This is a genomic window from Pseudomonas frederiksbergensis (assembly GCF_000802155.2).
GTDB classification, from domain to species: Bacteria; Pseudomonadota; Gammaproteobacteria; order Pseudomonadales; family Pseudomonadaceae; genus Aquipseudomonas; species Aquipseudomonas frederiksbergensis_A.
This window is the reverse complement of the sequence record NZ_JQGJ02000006.1, coordinates 105977-124217: the sequence shown is the minus strand read 5'-3', so window position 1 is coordinate 124217 and position 18241 is coordinate 105977. Positions and strand designations below refer to the sequence as shown.

Here is an 18241-nt window from a genome sequence, read left to right as displayed (position 1 = left end):
TCGATCTCAACGGTAGACCGTCAGCGCCAGCGCGCCGAACAGACAGGTAAACAGGCTCAGGCGCAGCAGCGCCGGGTGCCAGAAAAAACGGTACAGGTCCAACCCCGACAGGAAACGATCCAACGCCCAGGCCAGGCCGGCGGCGACGAAGAACATCAGGGTCATGGTGGGCATGTAAACGCCGTGGAAGGCGATCTCACGGGGCATGTTCAGGTTCCTGGGGCGGCGCGGCCTGCGGCATGGCATAGCTGGCCAAGGGTGATTGCGGATCCAGCAAAGACGTGCGAATGAAGTGCAGGTAGCTTTTCACCCGGCGCAGGGCCGAGGTGTCGAAGTGCGGGGCGAAGGGTTCGTCGGTGGCTTGCACGCGGCCAATGGCGTGGTCCACCGCCACCAGCGCACGTTCCAGGTTGTTCTGGCCGGGCTGGCGGAACAGCCGCACCAGCGCCCGCCCCATCACCCGGATCGCCTGGCGCCAAGGCTGGCTTTCGGCGTAGGCAGGATGTACCGGCAGCGTCGCCTGCTCCTTGCGCAACTCAATGATGGCGTGGCCGATTTCCAGCACCACGAACATCCAGCGCAGCAAATCCCGTTGCACCCGAGGCTGCCCCGCCGCCAACCCGTAGGCCTGATGCAGCAAGTCGCGGGTACGGCTTTCGAAACCCGATGCCAGCCCCTTGAGCTTACCGCTGATGGCAAACACCACCTGTTCGCGCAGGTCCTGTTCGAGCCGGCGCCACAGCCAGCGGCTGTTGGGCGGCAGGATGATTGCCCCAGCGGCGGCGCACACCAGCATGCCGAGGATCATCGCGAGGTAATCGTTGATGAAGGTGTACGGGTTGTAGACCGTCGGGTTGTCCGGCACCGAGCCGGTGCAGAAAAAGATCAGCAACCCCAGCCCCACGCCGGTGTATTGCGGGCGTGAACTGAGGAATGAGCCCAGCATGATCACCGGCGCCAACATCACGCAGAGCAACGGGAAACCGTCAATCAATGGAAAGACGAAAAACATCTCGACGAAGCCGACCAACGCCCCGAACAACGTGCCGCAGGCCATCTGGAACGCCATGCGCTTGGGGTTCGGCGTAGCGGCGGACAGCCCGACGGTGGCAGCGGCGATCATTGTCATGGTCGCGCCGCTCGGCCAGGCCGTGGCGACCCAATAGCTGCCCAGCACCAGCAGGATGAACGCGGCGCGAAAACCGGACGCGGCTGCGGCTAGGCCGTTGGTCTGCGACACGAACGGCTCATCCCAGCGTTCACGTTCGTGACGATGGTCGGCCAGGGAAGCATGGGTCTGGGCGTAGCCATGCAGGTCTTCGACAAAGCGATACAACAACTCATAAGCGGTGTGGAAATCCAGTTGCTGCGCGTCACTGGGATCCGTCTCCTGGAACTGCGCGCGCAACCGGCGCACCTGGGCCGGCAAATCGGCTTTGTAGGCTGCGAGCGCCGCCGCCAGGCGCCCCGCGTCGGCATCGGTCAGGGCCCGTGCGCTAAAGCCATCGAGCAGTTCGGCCAGGCTTTGCAGTCCAGGTTTCATGGCGCTGACCACCGCGTCCGCCGTGCCGTTGCGCAATCGTTCGAGCAATTGGTGCAAGGCGTTGAATCGGGTGGTGATGCCCATGAACTCGCTGTTCAAGCGACTGAGCCGACCATTGCGCCGGCGCATGTGCGGGTCTTCGAACACGGTCACGCTGCGCAGGCTTTCCAGCCCCACCGCCTCGGCAATAAAACCCACATTGCGCGCCTCGAAGGCCTCGGGTTGGCTGCGCCCGCGCAAACCGTCGGTGACGAACAAGGCGAACACGCCAAAGCGCTGGTAAAGCGCATTGCGCATGGCAGCGCTCGCGGTCTGCGGCAGGATCGCGGCGCTGACCGCGGTGGAACAGAGAATCCCCAGGGCAATCTCCACCACCCGCCACACAGCCGCCATGAAGGCCCCTTCCGGATGGGCCAGTGCCGGCAGGCCGATCATCGCCGCGGTGTAGCCGGCCAGCACGAAACCATAGGCCCGAAAGTTGCGATAACGCGCCGCGCCCGCCGAACAGATGCCGACCCAGATCGCCAGGCAGCCGAGGAACAGCTCGGTTTCCTGGGCGAACAGGGCAATCAACGCAACCATCACGGCCGAGCCGGCCAAGGTGCCGAGCAAGCGATAGAAACTCTTGGCGAAGACCTGCCCGCTCTGGGGCTGCATGACAATGAACACGGTAATCATCGCCGTGCGCGGCTGCGGCAGTTCCAGGCGCATCGCCAGCCACAACGTCAGGAACGCCGCCAGCAAGACCTTGAAGATGTAGACCCAGGTCACGCCATCGCTGCGGGCCCAATCGTAGAGTCCACGGCGCCATTCGAGGCGATGGAGTCGAAGTACAGACGTCAAGAACGGCATGCTCAGCATCGTGGCGAGGGAGCTTGCTCCCGCTTGGGTGTGCAGCACCGACCTGAAGGGACTGCTGTGCAGTCCGACGGGAGCAGGCTCCCTGGCCACGAGATATCGCGTGCCAAAGGCATGTCGCTACCCGCCTCGAGCCCGCCACCCAACGCCGTCACCAGATCGGCATGGGCACTCAAGCGCGCCGCCTCGACCTGCCGTTGCACCTGTTGTTGCTTGAACAACAGGCTCTGGGCGTTCAGTACGCTGAGGTAGTCCGTCAGGCCACGCTGGAACGCCACCAGCGCTATGTCATAGGTGCGCTGGGCGGCGGCCACCGATTCGGCGGCGAAGACCTGTTGCTTGTCCATCGACTCGCGGCGGATCAACTGGTCGGAGATGTGCTTGAGCGCGTTCACCAAGGTCTGGTTGTAATGCGCCACGGCGATATCGTAACCGGCAGCCGCCTCGCCCAATTGCGAACGCAGGCGGCCGCCGTCGAAGATCGGCAGCGAGATCGCCGGGCCGACGTTGTAGGTGAGCTTCTTGCCGGTCAGGAACTCCAGCGCCCCACCGCCGGTGGCCATGTAGCCCAGGCTGCCCACCAGATCGACGTTGGGATAAAAACCCGCTCGGGCGACATCGATGCCGCGGGCCTGGGCCGCCACCCGCCAACGTCCGGCAACTACATCCGGGCGCTGGCCGAGCAGTTCGGCGGGCAGCGTGGAAGGCAACTTCAGGGGGGCGCCCAAGGCCAGGGTGGGACGTCGCAGGCCCGCGCCGTCGCCCGGTCCCTTGCCCGCCAGCGCGGCCAACTGGTTGCGGCTCAGTGCGATGGCTTCATCGAGGGCGTCGAGTTGACGGTGGGTTTCGGGCAGCGGTGCCTGGGCCTGGCTGACTTCCAAGTGCGTGCCGATGCCACCGTCCAGGCGCTTGCGGGCGAGTTCGAGGATCTGCTCCTGCTGACCTAGCGTCGCAGCGACGATATCGCGCTGGGCGTAGTGCAGCGAAAACTGGATATAGGCGCGCACGATGTTGTTCTGCAACTCCAACTGCGCCTGGCGCGCCTCGGCAACGCTGACATGGGCCAGGTCGACGGCTTGCTCACTGGCATTGCGCTCACGCCCCCAGATGTCCAAGGCGTAGCTCAAGCCCAGGGCGGCGTTGTTGTCCCACGTGGTGGTATCGGCCAACTCGCCGGGGCCATAGAACTGATCGGTGGGCCAGTTGTGGCGCTTGAGGGTCGACTCGCCATTGATCTGCAGCGACTCGGCCGCTTCGGCGACACCGGCCATTGCCCTGGCCTGCCGGACCCGGGCAGCGGCGATGGCCAGGCTTGGGCTGTCGTGCCCGGCCAAGTCGATCCAGCGATCCAATTGCGGGTCGCCATAGGCTTTCCACCATTGCCGGGTGGGCCAATGGGCGTCGCGTGCCGCCTCGCGAATCGCGTCGTCGGTCGCCAATTGGTTGGGCGACAGTGCCTTGCCTTGCGGGGCAATCCCTCCCGTGCCGATGCAACCGCTGATGGTCAACGTCAAAACCCAAACACTGAGAGTCTTCAGCTCTCTGCTGATGCAACGCGGCACTGGCGCAATATTCCTGAAAGATAAGACGACGGTCTGCGGATAACTGCAAAACCTATGGGAGCGAGCCAGCTCGCGAAGGCGTCCGGGCAGGCACATCCAGAGCGAATGTGAAGCCACGTCGCGAGCAGGCTCGCTTCCACAGGTATCCAGGACTGGCGGCAATTCTAGGGACCGCCCCCAACGGCGATAAGCCGACCTTTGTGCGAATCTTTGTTACCGTAAACGCGATAATCCATAAGTCGGGGTCCCGTCACGCTGTAACTTCATGTCACAATTTGACACCTCCCAAGAGAGCCCTCCATGGACACTTTGCAAAACATGCGTGCGTTCAGCTGTGTTGCCGAAGCCGGCAGCTTCACCGCCGCCGCCGCGCAACTCGACACCACCACGGCCAACGTCTCGCGTGCGGTTTCCAACCTGGAAGCCCATCTGCAAACCCGCCTGCTCAACCGCACCACCCGACGCATCGCCCTGACCGAGGCGGGCAAGCGTTACTTGCTGCGTTGCGAGCAGATCCTGGCATACGTCGAAGAAGCGGAAGCCGAGGCCAGCGACGCCCATGCGCGCCCGGCCGGGCAGTTGAAGGTGCACACGATGACCGGTATCGGCCAGCATTTCGTGATCGATGCCATCGCCCGGTACCGCAAGACTCATCCGGACGTGACCTTCGACCTGACCCTGGCCAACCGGGTGCCGGACATCCTCGATGAGGGCTACGACGTTTCCATCGTGCTCGCCAGCGAATTGCCGGATTCAGGCTTCGTTTCCCAGCGCCTGGGAATCACCTACAGCATCGTTTGTGCATCGCCCGCCTACGTGAAGGCCAGCGGTTGCCCGCAAAAACCCGCCGACCTGCTCAACCACGCCTGCCTGCGCCTGGTCAGCCCGGTCATTCCGCTGGAAAAATGGGTGTTCGACGGCCCCGAAGGCCAGGAGATGGTCACCATCAACAGCTCGCCGTTCCTGGTCAATGCCGCCGACGCCATGAAGACCGCCATCATCAGCGGCATGGGCGTGGGGGTATTGCCGGTCTATGCGGCCATCGAGGGGCTGCGCAACGGCACGCTGGTGCGGGTCATGCCCAACTACCGCTCCCAGGAATTGAACCTGTACGCCATCTACCCGTCGCGCCAGTACCTGGATGCGAAGATCAAGACGTGGGTCGAGTACCTGCGAGGTTCACTGCCGGAAATCCTGGCGGCGCACCAGGCCGAACTGACGGCCTATGAACTGAGTGGAAGCCTGACGGGAGCACGGGTCGCGAACTGAATCCGCGCCCCCGCACCGAGGGAGATCTCAGCGCTTGCCCATCGAACGACGGGTGCCGGGAGGCGCCGCGCCCGGGGTCTTGGTGTGGCCGTTTTTCGCGCCGTTCTTGTACCAGGGCTGCTGCCCAACACCCTTGGCGGCTGCCAGTTCGCCGGGTTTGAACGGGAACTTGAAGGCCGGGATCGCAGGCTTATCATCGGCGTTGGAAACATCGCTGTCCGTCTGGGCAGACAGTTCGCCTTGCAAGCGTTCGTCCGCGGGCGATGGTATCGGGGAAGTCATGTAAGGCTCCGAGCGGTATGCCGGGCTCGGTAAGTGAGCCGCGAAACGCAGCAGTATACCTGCCCGAAATCGCGGTGCACGGGGCAGATTCGATTGTGAAGTTCCGTCTGACGGAAAGTCGGGACGAAACTGACAGCCCTGACAGCTAGCCGTCACCTTCCTGACCGCCTCGCAACGCTATATAAGACAGATAGAATTCCCACCGTCCCGAACCGGCTCCTCGCATCCATGCACATTCAGAAAAAAACCGTCCTGCTCGTCGCGCTGTTGGTCGTCCTGGGGGCGCTGGTCCTGTGGTTTTCGATGAAGCCTGCCGCCACCAAGCCCAGTGCTGCCGGCGCCGTACCGGTCAAGGTCGTGAGCGTGGTCGAAAAGGACGTGCCGCGCTTTGCCAGCGGGATCGGCACGGTACTGTCGCTGCACAGCGTGGTGATCCGCCCGCAGGTCGACGGCATCCTGACCAAGCTGACGGTCAAGGAAGGACAGTTGGTCAAGAAAGGCGACCTGCTGGCAACCATCGACGACCGCTCCATCCGCGCCAGCCTCGACCAGGCCCGCGCCCAACTCGGCGAAAGCCAGGCACAACTGGCGGTGGCCCAGGTCAACCTCAAGCGCTACAAAGCACTCAGCGTCGATGACGGCGTATCCAAGCAGACCTACGACCAGCAACAGGCGCTGGTCAACCAGCTCAAGGCCACCGCCCAGGGTAACCAGGCGGCCATCGATTCGGCACAGGTGCAACTGTCCTACACCCAGATCCGCTCTCCAGTGACGGGCCGTGTCGGCATTCGCAACGTGGATGAAGGCAATTTCCTGCGCACCAGCGACGCCGAAGGGCTGTTCACCGTGACCCAGATCGATCCGATCGCCGTGGAGTTTTCCCTGCCGCAACAAATGTTGCCGACGCTGCAGCGATTGATCGCCGCTCCGGACCAGGCATTGGTCAAGGCGTACATCGGGGCCGACGGGGCCACCGGGGAGGTGCTCGGCGAAGGACGACTCAGCCTCATCGACAACCAGGTCAATACCAGCACCGGAACCCTGCGGGCCAAGGCCCAATTCAACAACGCCGCACAACGGTTGTGGCCGGGGCAGTTGGTCACGCTGAAGATCCAGACCGCCATCGACAAGGCCGCGCTGGTGGTCCCGCCGACTGTCGTCCAGCGCGGCCTGGAGCAACCTTTCGTCTATCGAGTCGTGGGCGACAAGGTGGAAAGCGTGCCGGTGGAAATGGTTTACCAGGACAGCGACCAGCACATCATCAGAGGCGTGAACGCCGGTGACCAACTGGTAAGCGACGGCCAGTCACGGCTCAAGCCTGGCACCAGCATCCAGGTGCTCGGCGACCCGCCCGCCGTGGCCAAGGCCGGGCAGGCGCAGCCATGAAGGGGCGTGGCTGGATATCGGCGTGGTGCATCGACCACCCCATCGCCACGGTCCTTTTGACCTTCGCCCTGGTGCTGCTGGGGTTGATCGCCTTCCCCCGCTTGCCTGTCGCGCCTTTGCCAGAAGCAGAATTCCCGACCATCCAGGTCAACGCGCAGTTGCCCGGTGCCAGTCCCGAGACCATGGCTTCGTCGGTGGCGACACCGCTGGAAGTGCAGTTCAGCGCCATTCCCGGCATTACCCAGATGACTTCCAGCAGCGCGCTGGGCTCGACCAACCTGACCCTGCAGTTCAGTCTCGACAAAAGCATCGACACCGCCGCCCAGGAAGTCCAGGCGGCGATCAACACCGCCGCCGGCAAGCTGCCCAACGACATGCCGAACCTGCCGACCTGGCGCAAGGTCAACCCGGCGGACAGCCCGGTGCTGATCCTGAGCATCAGCTCCGACATGATGCCCGGCACCGAACTGAGCGACTACGTCGAGACCCTGCTCGCCCGCCAGATCAGCCAGATCGATGGCGTCGGGCAGATCTATATCACCGGCCAGCAACGCCCGGCGATCCGGGTCCAGGCTTCCGCCGACCGGCTCGCGGCGATTGGCCTGACCCTGGCCGATATTCGCCTGTCGCTCCAGCAGGCCAGCCTCAACCTGGCCAAGGGCGCCCTGTACGGCGAGTCGAGCATTTCCACGCTGTCCACCAACGATCAGTTGTTCAAGCCAGAGGAATACGGTGAGCTGATCGTGGCCTACCGGGACGGGGCGCCGGTTCATCTCAAGGACATCGCCAAGGTCGTCAACGGTTCGGAAAATGCCTACGTCCAGGCCTGGTCCGACGATCAGCCGGGGGTCAATCTGGTGATTTTCCGCCAACCGGGCGCGAACATCGTCGAGACCGTCGATCGCATCCAGGCGGCGCTGCCCACCCTGGAGGCCATGCTCCCCGCCGCGGTGCAGGTCAAGGTGATGATCGATCGCACCCAGACCATCCGCGCCTCGTTGCATGAAGTGGAGATCACCCTGCTGATCGCGGTGCTGCTGGTAGTGGCGGTGATGGCGCTGTTCCTGCGCCAGCTCTCGGCGACCCTGATTGTCTCGGCGGTACTCGGGGTGTCGTTGATCGCCAGTTTCGCCCTGATGTACGTGATGGGTTTCAGCCTCAACAACCTGACCCTGGTGGCGATCGTCATCTCGGTGGGGTTCGTGGTGGACGACGCCATCGTCGTGGTGGAGAACATCCACCGGCACCTGGAAGCCGGCGAAGGCATGCGCGAGGCGGCAATCAAGGGCGCCGGGGAGATTGGCTTCACCGTGGTGTCCATCAGCTTCTCGCTGGTGGCGGCGTTCATCCCGCTCCTGTTCATGGGCGGCGTGGTCGGGCGCCTGTTCAAGGAGTTTGCGTTGACAGCCACCTCGACCATCCTGATCTCGGTGGTGGTGTCCTTGACCCTGGCGCCGACCCTGGCCGCCTTGTTCATGCGTGCCCCGACGCACCATGCCCACGCGGGGCCGGGTTTCGGCGAGCGCTTGTTGGGCTGGTATGAACGGGGCCTGCTTCGGGCCCTCGCCCATCAGAAGTTGATGATCGGCGTGTTCGGCCTGACCTTGGCGCTCGCCGTGGTGGGCTACGTGTTCATACCCAAGGGGTTCTTCCCGGTACAGGACACCGGCCTGGTGCTCGGCACCAGCGAAGCCGCCGCCGACGTGTCGTTCCCGGACATGGTGGCCAAGCACAAGGCCCTGGCCGAAATCGTCGCCGCCGACCCGGCGGTGCAAACCTTCTCCCACTCCGTCGGCGTCTCGGGCAACAACCAGACCATCGCCAACGGTCGCTTCTGGATATCTCTCAAGCCTCGGGGCGAGCGCGACGTATCGGCCAGCGGCTTCATCGATCGGATCCGCCCCAAGTTGCTGAAGATTCCCGGCGTCGTGCTGTACCTGCGGGCCGGGCAAGACATCAACCTCAGTTCCGGCCCCAGTCGCGCCCAGTACCAGTACGTGCTCAAAAGCAACGATGGGCCGACCCTCAACGCCTGGACGCAAAAGCTCACTGACAAGTTGCGCAGTATTGCGGCGTTCCGTGACATCTCCAACGACCTGCAACTGGGCGGCAGCATCACCCACATCAACATCGATCGCAGCGCAGCAGCGCGCTTCGGCCTCACCGCCACGGACGTCGACCAGGCGCTGTACGACGCGTTCGGCCAGCGCCAGATCAACGAATTCCAGACCGAGACCAACCAGTACAACGTGATTCTCGAACTCGACACCCAGCAACGTGGCAAGGCCGAGAGCCTGGCGTATTTCTACTTGCGCTCGCCCTTGAGCGGGGAAATGGTGCCGCTCTCGGCCCTGGCCCGCTTCGACGCCCCCACCAACGGCCCGTTGTCGATCGCCCATGACGGCATGTTCCCGGCCGCCAACCTGTCGTTCAACCTGGCGCCGGGCGTGGCGCTGGGGGATGCGGTGCGTCTGCTCGACCAGGCGAAGAACGAAATCGGCATGCCTGCGGCGATCACCGGCACCTTCCAGGGCGCGGCCCAGGCCTTCCAGAGTTCACTGAAAAGCCAGCCGTGGCTGATCCTCGCCGCGCTAGTGGCGGTGTATATCATCCTCGGCGTTCTCTACGAGAGTTTCGTGCATCCGCTGACCATCATTTCCACCCTGCCCTCGGCCGGCCTAGGCGCGTTGATCATGCTGTGGCTGCTGGGCCAGGACTTCTCGATCATGGCGCTGATCGGCCTGGTACTGCTGATCGGTATCGTCAAGAAGAACGGAATCCTGATGATCGACTTCGCCATCGACGCCCAGCGAAACGGCGGGATGACGCCACAGGACGCGATTTTCCAGGCTTGTATGACGCGGTTTCGTCCCATCATCATGACCACCCTTGCCGCCCTGCTCGGTGCGCTGCCCCTGATGCTCGGCTATGGCGCCGGCGCGGAGCTGCGCCAGCCGCTGGGCATCGCTGTGGTCGGAGGCCTGCTCGTCAGCCAGGCGCTGACATTGTTCACCACACCGGTCATATACTTGTGGCTCGAACGACTGTTCCATCGACCCGCCCACCGGCACGGCCCTGCGCCGGCGACGCTGGCGAATGCAGACTGAGGCCGGGCCATGCGCGTTCTGATCATCGAAGACGAAGAAAAAACCGCGGACTACCTGCACCGCGGCCTGACCGAACAGGGTTATACCGTGGACGTGGCGCCGGACGGCGTCGAAGGGCTGCACCTGGCCCTGGAGAGCGATTACGCGGTGATCGTGCTCGACGTCATGCTGCCGGGCCTGGACGGTTTTGGCGTGCTGCGTGCCCTGCGCGCCCGCAAGCAGACACCGGTCATCATGCTCACCGCCCGCGAACGGGTCGAAGACCGTATCAAGGGCCTGCGCGACGGTGCCGACGACTACCTGGGCAAACCGTTTTCCTTCCTCGAACTGGTCGCCCGCCTGCAAGCGTTGACCCGCCGCAGCGGCGGCCACGAACCGGTGCAGGTGAGCATCGCCGACCTGTGGATCGACCTGATCAGCCGCAAGGCCACGCGGGCCGGGCAGCGCCTGGACCTGACCGCCAAGGAATTTTCGCTGCTCAGCGTCCTGGCCCGCCGCCAGGGCGAAATCCTGTCGAAGACCGCCATCGCCGAAATGGTCTGGGACATCAACTTCGACAGCGACGCCAACGTGGTCGAAGTCGCGATCAAACGCCTGCGGGCCAAGCTGGACGGTCCTTTCGACCATAAGCTTCTGCACACCATCCGAGGAATGGGATACGTGCTGGAGAATCGAGGTGAGTAACAGCATCGCGCTGCGCCTGAGCGGCATGTTCACGCTGGTGGCGGCACTGGTGTTCCTGCTGATTGGCGGTGCCCTGTACCAGCAACTCGACAGAGGCCTTGGCCTGTTGCCGGAAGCGGAGCTCGACGCCCGCTACAGCGTGCTCGAATCCACCGTGGGCCGTTATGGCACGCCCGAGCACTGGGCGAAGATCAATAACAAGCTGCGGTTGCTGGGCGAGGAAGACAAGCGGATCCATTTCTGGATCGTCAGCGGCGACCCGCGCTTTGAATATGGCAACCCCGACCCTCGGATTCGCGCCGTCGCCCAAGGCCCCTTGGGCAAGCACGACCTGACCTTGCCCGACCGGCGCTATCCAATGAAGGTGCTGGTGAGCCAGTTCCCCGCCAAGGAGCAACGCCCTCCCCTGCGCTTCATGATCGGCATCGATACCGAGACGTTCTACCAGACTCAACACCGTCTGCTGGTGGCGCTGGTGAGCCTGGCCTGCGTCGGTGTGCTGCTGGCCTCGTTGCTGGGTTACTGGGTGGCGCGCATCGGGCTCAAGCCGCTCATCAAGTTATCGGACGAAGCCCAACGCCTGGCGCCACCCCGCCTTTCCGGGCGGTTGCGATTGTCCCCGTTGCCACCGGAACTCGGCCAGTTCGTCAGCTCGTTCAATGCCACCCTCGACCGGGTCGAACAGGCTTACTCCCGGCTCGAATCGTTCAACGCCGACGTTGCCCATGAACTGCGTTCGCCGCTGACCAACCTGATCGGCCAGACCCAAGTGGCGCTGACCCGGGGCCGCTCGGCAGAGCATTACTTCGAAGTGCTGCAATCGAACCTCGAAGAGTTGGAACGCTTGCGCTCCATCATCAACGACATGTTGTTCCTGGCCAGCGCCGACCAGGGCAGCAAGGCCACCAAGCTGACCACGACTTCCCTGGCCGACGAAGTGGCAACCACCCTAGATTACCTGGACTTCATCCTGGAAGACGCCCAGGTCCAGGTCCGCGTCAGCGGCGATGCCCAGGCCACTATTGAAATTGCCCACCTTCGCCGGGCCTTGATCAACCTGCTCAGCAATGCCGTGCAGCACACTGCACCCGGCCAACAAATCGATGTACACATCGAAGCCATCGGCGAGCAGATCACCCTCGCCGTCACCAACCCCGGCACGCCTATCGACCGCGAACATCTGCCGCGCCTGTTCGAACGTTTCTATCGCGTCGATGCTTCGCGCAGCAACAGCGGCGCCAACCATGGGCTGGGCCTGGCCATCGTCAAGGCGATTGCGCTGATGCACGGCGGCGATGTTTTCGTGCACAGCGACCGAGGCGCAAACACCTTCGGAATCCGTCTGCCGGCTTGAAATAAGCCACGATGTGGATTGCTCAATTTCAGTGTCCCAAGCACAATCTTGCAAAAGGCCAGCATTGTTTGATGCCAGTCATCCGCAGTTGTGGATGCGCAGCCTATGGGAAGGATCCCAGCCATATGACAATGCAGATCGGAACCATGAACGCGAGCAGTGCAACTCCCGGCAATACCCCGCTTCCAATACGCTCGGAACGGGTACTCGTCTTGGCCAGCTCGCTGGCTGTGATTGCCATCCTGAGTATCGTGACGTTCCTGCTGATCCGTGAACACGCCAGTGCCGAGCAGGCTGCAACGCGTGCGGCAAGCAACATCGTGCAACTGATCGACGCCGATGTGCTGCGCAATGTCGAACTGTATGATTTGTCATTGCAAGGCCTTATGGCCGCCGCAAAGCGCGACGACCTGAAGGACGTATCGCCGGCGATCCGTCATCTCGCCTTGTTTGACCGCGCCACCGCCGCGCCTTACAAAGGCGACATACTGCTGCTCGACAAGCGCGGTGACGTGATTGCCGATTCCGCCTCGGCCCAGCCGCGCAAAGGCAATTACGCCGAGCGGGAGTACTTCAAATCCCATCTGCAAGACCCGTCCCCGGGCATGATGATCAGCCGCCCTTTCCGCGCCCGGAGTGAACCGCACGACTGGCGCATCAGCTTCAGTTATCGCTTGAACGACGAGCATGGCGAGTTCATCGGCGTGGCCGAGGCCGCGATGCGGCTGAATTACTTCAACCAACTGTTCAAGAGCCTGAACATCGGTCGCGGCGGAACGGTCAACCTGGTCAGCCGCGACGGCATCCTGCTGGCACAAGAACCGCCGCTGGCGGAGGACATGATCGGCAAGGATTTCAGCAACCGGCCAAATTTCGTACGCATCCTGCGCGAAGGTGATGGGAGTTTCACCGGCACCTCCAGCGTAGACCAGACACAACGCCTGTATACCTTTTCCCAGGTTGGTAACCTGCCGTTGATCGTGGTGGTCGCGCTTTCTTCGCAAGAGGTCTTCGCCTCCTGGCAACGTACGGCACTTCTGGTCAGCGGCGCCACTGGTGCGCTGTGCATCAGCCTGCTCTGGCTCACTTGGCTGCTGCGCCGGGAATTGAAACGCCGCCGTAGCGCCGAGCGGGAGCTGGCTCAATTGGCGTCCGTCGATCCGCTGACCGGCCTCGCCAATCGTCGGACCCTGGACCACTCGCTGCATTTGGAATGGCTACGCGCCCAGCGCTCCGGGCAACCGCTGTCGGTCCTGATGATCGACGCGGATCATTTCAAGGCGCTCAATGATCGCCTCGGCCATCAACGGGGTGACGAGGCGTTGCGAAGCCTGGCTCAGTTGATTGGCGAGCATGTTCGTCGACCCGCCGACCTGGCGGCGCGCTACGGCGGCGAAGAGTTCTCGGTGGTATTGCCGGAAACCACGACGGCAGGTGCGTTCACGATGGCGCAGAACATTCGCGAAGCCGTGGAACAGATACCTGGCGAGATGCCGATGACCGTCAGCATCGGCATCGCCACTTGGGCCCAGGGGCCCTACAACGAACTCGAGGAATTGCTGTTCGCCGCCGACAAGGCCCTTTACCAGGCCAAGGTCAGCGGGCGTAATCGGGTCGTCTGCGCGATGTGAAGCAAGCTCCTGTCTGTGGCATGAAGCTCTTGCCACTCCTTAAAATCAAGCATAAAAAAGGGCCACCCGAAGGCAGCCCTTAAAAAACTAGAGAGGTTTTTTGCTTACACGGCCGCGACAGGACGCATGTAAGAGATTGGTGCGGTGCTGGCGTCTTCGAAGGTCACGACTTCCCAAGCATCTTTCTGCTCAATCAACTTGCGCAGCAGCTGGTTGTTCAGTGCGTGGCCGGACTTGAAGCCCTTGAACTCACCAATCAGGCTATTGCCCAGCAAGTAGAGGTCACCGATTGCATCGAGGATCTTGTGCTTGACGAATTCGTCTTCATAACGAAGGCCGTCTTCGTTCAACACGCCATCGGAATCGACCACGATCGCGTTTTCAACACTGCCGCCGAGTGCGAGGTTGTGCTTGCGCAGGTACTCGATGTCACTCATGAAACCAAAGGTGCGGGCGCGACTGACTTCTTTTACGAACGAAGTGCTGGAAAAGTCCACGCTTGCACTCTGTGTGCGGTCACGGAAAACCGGGTGATCGAAATCGATCTCGAAGCTCACCTTGAAACCATCGAAAGGGACGAAAGTGGCGCGCTTGTCGCCGTCTTCCACTGTCACTTCCCGCAGGATGCGGATGAACTTCTTGGCCGCGTCCTGCTCTTCCAGGCCAGCCGATTGAATCAGGAATACGAAGGGTCCGGCACTGCCATCCATGATCGGGACTTCGGACGCGGAGAGCTCGACGTAGGCGTTATCGATGCCCAGGCCAGCCATGGCCGAGAGCAAATGCTCCACCGTGTCCACTTTGACGTCACCGTTGACCAGCGTGGTCGACATAGTGGTTTCACCAACGTTTTCCGCGCGAGCAGGAATCTGCACCACAGGGTCGAGGTCGGCACGACAAAACACGATGCCGGTGTCGACAGGCGCTGGCTTGAGGGTCAGGTAGACCTTCTCGCCGGAGTGCAGGCCGACACCTGTGGCACGGATAATATTCTTCAGGGTGCGTTGTTTAATCATGGCATGGGCCGCTTCAGCGCAAATTGCGAACTGGTATCAACAAAGGCTGGCGATGATAGCAGACCAGACCTTTGCTGAACACCAATCACCCGTATACCCCTGATACATTCCATCAATCGGCCTGACGACGCAGGAATGCCGGGATGTCCAGGTAATCCAGATCGTCTTGCGGATTCATCTTCGCGGCAGTCGCAGCACCGGCCTGGGCCTGGTTGCGCATGACGGTCGGACGGTCCAGGTCACGGTAGTTGACCGCAGGCGCTTCCTGACGAGCGGCAGCCGGCTGCTGTGGCTGCGAAGCCATGGCAGTCTGCACGGTGTTGTCGATCACCTTCATCGGCTTCTCGATTTTCGCGCCCAGGCCAGTGGCAACCACGGTCACGTGCAGTTCGTCACGCATGTCCGGATCGATCACGGTACCGACCTTGACCATCGCGTGGTCGGAGGCGAACGCTTCGATGATGCTACCCACGTCGGAGTACTCGCCCAGGGACAAGTCCGGACCGGCGGTAATGTTCACCAGGATGCCGCGGGCGCCCTGCAGGTTCACATCTTCCAGCAGCGGGTTGCGAATGGCCGCCTCGGTGGCTTCGCGTGCACGATTCGGACCGCTGGCGCAGCCAGTGCCCATCATCGCCATGCCCATCTCGGACATCACGGTGCGCACGTCGGCGAAGTCGACGTTGATCATGCCTGGACGCTTGATGATGTCGGAGATACCGCGAACGGCACCGGCCAACACGTCATCGGCCTTGGCGAAAGCCGACAGCAGGCTTGCGTCTTTTCCAAGGATGGTCAGCAGCTTCTCGTTGGGGATGGTGATCAACGAGTCGACGCTTTCGCTCAGCGCGCGGATGCCTTCATCGGCGATCTGCATGCGCTTGCGGCCTTCGAACGGGAACGGACGGGTCACCACCGCAACGGTGAGGATGCCCATTTCCTTGGCCACTTCGGCAATGATCGGCGCTGCACCGGTACCGGTACCGCCGCCCATGCCCGTGGTGATGAACACCATGTTGGTGCCAGCCAGGACTTCAGCGATGCGCTCGCGATCTTCCAGGGCAGCCTGACGGCCGACCTCGGGATTCGCGCCGGCACCCAGGCCCTTGGTCACGCCGGTACCCAGTTGAAGGATGGTCCGCGCGCCGATGTTTTTCAGCGCTTGAGCATCGGTGTTGGCGCAGATGAATTCGACGCCTTCGATGTTGCTCTTGACCATGTGGTTGACAGCGTTGCCGCCGCCACCGCCGACACCGATTACCTTGATAACCGGGCTAGCGGGGATGTTGTCTACGAGTTCGAACATGTTCCCTCTCCTTACATTCTCTAGTTTTTTTCGCCTACTGCGTTTGCTGCGTCTTCCCGCGCCAAGCCTGAAACTTGCCGCTTGAAGCTTTGAAACTGTTTAGAAGTTGCCTTTGACCCAAGCCTGGAGCCGCTCGAACAGCGGTGCCTTCGGCTCGTCGCTGCTGTAGCTGTCGCGGCTGCCTATCCCCGAGAACGAAATCCCGTCGGATTGCTTCTGCAGGCCGTACATCAACAGGCCCACGCCGGTGGAATAGATCGGATTGCGGACCACGTCATCCAGGCCCTTGACGCCGTGGGGCACGCCCAGGCGCACCGGCATATGGAAGATCTCCTCGGCCAGCTCGACCGCGCCTTCCATCTTCGACGTACCGCCGGTCAGCACGATGCCGGCCGGGATCAGGTCTTCGTAGCCACTGCGACGCAGTTCGGCCTGGATCAGCGTGAACAGCTCGTCGTAGCGCGGCTCGACCACTTCGGCCAGGGCCTGGCGCGACAGTTCGCGCGGAGGACGGTCGCCGACGCTTGGCACCTTGATGGTTTCACCGGCACCGGCCAGTTTCGCCAGGGCGCAGGCGTAGCGGATCTTGATTTCCTCGGCATACTGGGTCGGGGTGCGCAACGCCATGGCGATGTCGTTGGTCACCTGGTCGCCGGCGATCGGGATCACGGCCGTATGGCGAATCGCGCCTTCGGTGAAGATCGCGATGTCGGTGGTGCCGCCGCCGATGTCCACCAGGCAAACGCCCAGCTCTTTCTCGTCGTCGGTCAGCACCGAGTAGGCCGAGGCCAGTTGCTCAAGGATGATGTCGTCGATTTCCAGGCCACAGCGGCGCACGCATTTCTCGATGTTCTGCGCAGCGTTCACCGCACAGGTCACCACGTGGACCTTGGCTTCCAGGCGCACGCCGGACATGCCCAGGGGCTCGCGCACGCCTTCCTGGTTATCGATCACGTAGTCCTGCGGCAGGGTGTGCAACACACGCTGGTCGGCCGGGATCGCCACGGCCTGGGCCGCGTCGAGTACGCGCTCGAGGTCGGCGGAGCTGACTTCGCGATCACGAATCGCCACGATGCCGTGGGAATTCAGGCTGCGGATGTGATTGCCCGCCACGCCGACGAATGCCGAGTGAATCCGGCAACCGGCCATCAGTTGCGCCTCTTCGATGGCGCGCTGGATCGATTGCACGGTGGACTCGATGTTCACCACCACGCCTTTTTTCAAGCCGCGGGACGGGTGTGTACCGATCCCGACGATGACCAGCGTGCCGTCGTCCGCGACTTCGCCTACCAGCGCCACCACTTTGGAAGTGCCGATATCGAGACCGACGATCATTTTCCCGCTTTGCACGTTTGCCATGGGTCCTGCCTCTTCTTAATTCTTCGCGACGGCGGGTTCGGCCGTCGTCGGCGCTACCGGTTCCCGCCAGCCAACAGCCAGGCCGTTGGCGTAGCGCAGATCGATTCGCGCAATGTTCGTAATCTGTTCTTTGAGCGTCTTGTCATAGATGGCAATGAAGCGGCGCATCTTTTCCACCAGGTTGCCGCGCCCGAGCAAAAGCTCGATGCCCGGTCCCGAGCTGCCCGCGCCAGTGGTCAGGAACCAGCTGCCGCGCTCACGCAGTTCCAGGCGCGCGATGGAGAAGCCCAATGGCCGCAGCATCTGGCTCAACACCTGATATTGCTGCATCACTTTCTGCTGGGCCCGCTGTGGACCGAACAGTTGTGGCAAATGTTCATAATTGGCCAGTTCCCGTGGCGTAAACGCCTGGCCCTGGTTGTTCAACAGCGACTCGTCGCCCCAACGGGCCACCGGCAGTTGTTCTTCCAGGCGAATCGACACCTGGTCGGGCCACACCCGCCGTACTTCGGCGTGGGCGATCCACGGCATCTGCTCCAGCTCCGTGCGCATGCCCGCCAGGTCGATGGTGAAGAAGCTCGACGCGACGAACGGGGCGATCCGCTGTTGCACCGCCTGCTGGCTGATGTAGCTCAGGTCGCCCTGGACGTTGATCCGGGCAATCGGCCGGTCGGCATAAGGCAGCAACCGTTGCGCGCCTTCATACGTACCGAACCCCAACGCCACCAGCATCACAGGCCAGAACAGGCTCTTGAGAAAACCAAGATTGGCTTTCGGCAAGCGCGCCGACATCGGCTCCTTGGCCACCATTCGGCTGGCACCCCGCGGCACCGGCTTGCGACCGGGTGCGGATGGCTGATGACGAAGCGATGCGCCTTGCATGG

General features: G+C 62.7%; 14 protein-coding genes. 6 read left to right on the top strand and 8 right to left on the bottom strand.

Going from position 1 to position 18241, the window contains the following annotated elements; genetic code table 11:
- Positions 1 to 6 precede the first annotated feature (6 nt).
- The 3 genes from JZ00_RS13915 to JZ00_RS13905 are packed head-to-tail and all read right to left on the bottom strand — an operon-like array spanning position 7 to position 3963.
- Positions 7 to 207, bottom strand: coding sequence for a DUF1656 domain-containing protein (locus tag JZ00_RS13915; protein WP_039591538.1), 201 nt, complete (start codon positions 205 to 207; stop codon positions 7 to 9).
- Positions 197 to 2395, bottom strand: a complete 2199-nt coding sequence (locus tag JZ00_RS13910; RefSeq protein WP_039591539.1) for an FUSC family protein — start codon at positions 2393 to 2395, stop codon at positions 197 to 199. Before JZ00_RS13910 ends, JZ00_RS13915 begins: the two co-directional genes overlap by 11 nt.
- A gap of 2 nt (positions 2396 to 2397) precedes the next feature.
- Positions 2398 to 3963, bottom strand: coding sequence for an efflux transporter outer membrane subunit (locus JZ00_RS13905; protein WP_045156832.1), 1566 nt, complete (start codon positions 3961 to 3963; stop codon positions 2398 to 2400).
- 300 nt (positions 3964 to 4263) lie between these two features.
- Between JZ00_RS13905 and JZ00_RS13900 the strand changes: the two genes are divergently transcribed.
- Positions 4264 to 5232 (top strand): LysR family transcriptional regulator, encoded by a 969-nt coding sequence (locus JZ00_RS13900; RefSeq protein WP_039591540.1) that lies wholly within the window; start codon positions 4264 to 4266, stop codon positions 5230 to 5232.
- Positions 5233 to 5259: 27 nt separating this feature from the next.
- On the opposite strand, the gene JZ00_RS13895 is transcribed toward JZ00_RS13900, so the two are convergent.
- Positions 5260 to 5514 (bottom strand): hypothetical protein, encoded by a 255-nt coding sequence (locus JZ00_RS13895; RefSeq protein WP_039591541.1) that lies wholly within the window; start codon positions 5512 to 5514, stop codon positions 5260 to 5262.
- A 228-nt stretch (positions 5515 to 5742) separates the two neighbouring features.
- Between JZ00_RS13895 and JZ00_RS13890 the strand changes: the two genes are divergently transcribed.
- From JZ00_RS13890 to JZ00_RS13870, 5 genes are all read left to right on the top strand, one after another.
- Positions 5743 to 6900, top strand: coding sequence for an efflux RND transporter periplasmic adaptor subunit (locus JZ00_RS13890; protein ID WP_039591542.1), 1158 nt, complete (start codon positions 5743 to 5745; stop codon positions 6898 to 6900).
- Positions 6897 to 10007 carry a multidrug efflux RND transporter permease subunit gene (locus tag JZ00_RS13885; RefSeq protein ID WP_039591543.1) on the top strand — a complete coding sequence of 1037 codons (3111 nt, stop codon included), beginning with the start codon at positions 6897 to 6899 and terminating at the stop codon, positions 10005 to 10007. Before JZ00_RS13890 ends, JZ00_RS13885 begins: the two co-directional genes overlap by 4 nt.
- Positions 10008 to 10016: 9 nt before the next feature.
- The gene (locus JZ00_RS13880) at positions 10017 to 10691 is read left to right on the top strand and encodes a heavy metal response regulator transcription factor (protein ID WP_039591544.1); all 675 of its coding nucleotides are present in this window, start codon (positions 10017 to 10019) and stop codon (positions 10689 to 10691) included.
- The gene (locus tag JZ00_RS13875) at positions 10678 to 12045 is read left to right on the top strand and encodes a heavy metal sensor histidine kinase (RefSeq protein WP_039591545.1); all 1368 of its coding nucleotides are present in this window, start codon (positions 10678 to 10680) and stop codon (positions 12043 to 12045) included. Before JZ00_RS13880 ends, JZ00_RS13875 begins: the two co-directional genes overlap by 14 nt.
- Positions 12046 to 12191: 146 nt before the next feature.
- Complete coding sequence (locus JZ00_RS13870) at positions 12192 to 13676, top strand: GGDEF domain-containing protein (protein ID WP_039591661.1); 1485 nt, start codon at positions 12192 to 12194, stop codon at positions 13674 to 13676.
- Positions 13677 to 13780: 104 nt separating this feature from the next.
- On the opposite strand, the gene lpxC is transcribed toward JZ00_RS13870, so the two are convergent.
- From lpxC to JZ00_RS13850, 4 genes are all read right to left on the bottom strand, one after another.
- Complete coding sequence (lpxC, locus tag JZ00_RS13865; protein WP_011063304.1) at positions 13781 to 14692, bottom strand: UDP-3-O-acyl-N-acetylglucosamine deacetylase; 912 nt, start codon at positions 14690 to 14692, stop codon at positions 13781 to 13783.
- Between the two features lie 112 nt (positions 14693 to 14804).
- Positions 14805 to 15998 carry a cell division protein FtsZ gene (gene ftsZ, locus JZ00_RS13860; RefSeq protein WP_039591546.1) on the bottom strand — a complete coding sequence of 398 codons (1194 nt, stop codon included), beginning with the start codon at positions 15996 to 15998 and terminating at the stop codon, positions 14805 to 14807.
- 99 nt (positions 15999 to 16097) lie between these two features.
- Positions 16098 to 17357 carry a cell division protein FtsA gene (ftsA, locus tag JZ00_RS13855; protein ID WP_003205342.1) on the bottom strand — a complete coding sequence of 420 codons (1260 nt, stop codon included), beginning with the start codon at positions 17355 to 17357 and terminating at the stop codon, positions 16098 to 16100.
- 15 nt (positions 17358 to 17372) lie between these two features.
- Positions 17373 to 18239: a cell division protein FtsQ/DivIB gene (locus tag JZ00_RS13850; RefSeq protein ID WP_039591547.1), complete on the bottom strand. Its 867-nt coding sequence runs from the start codon at positions 18237 to 18239 to the stop codon at positions 17373 to 17375.
- Between the last annotated feature and the right edge of the window lie 2 nt (positions 18240 to 18241).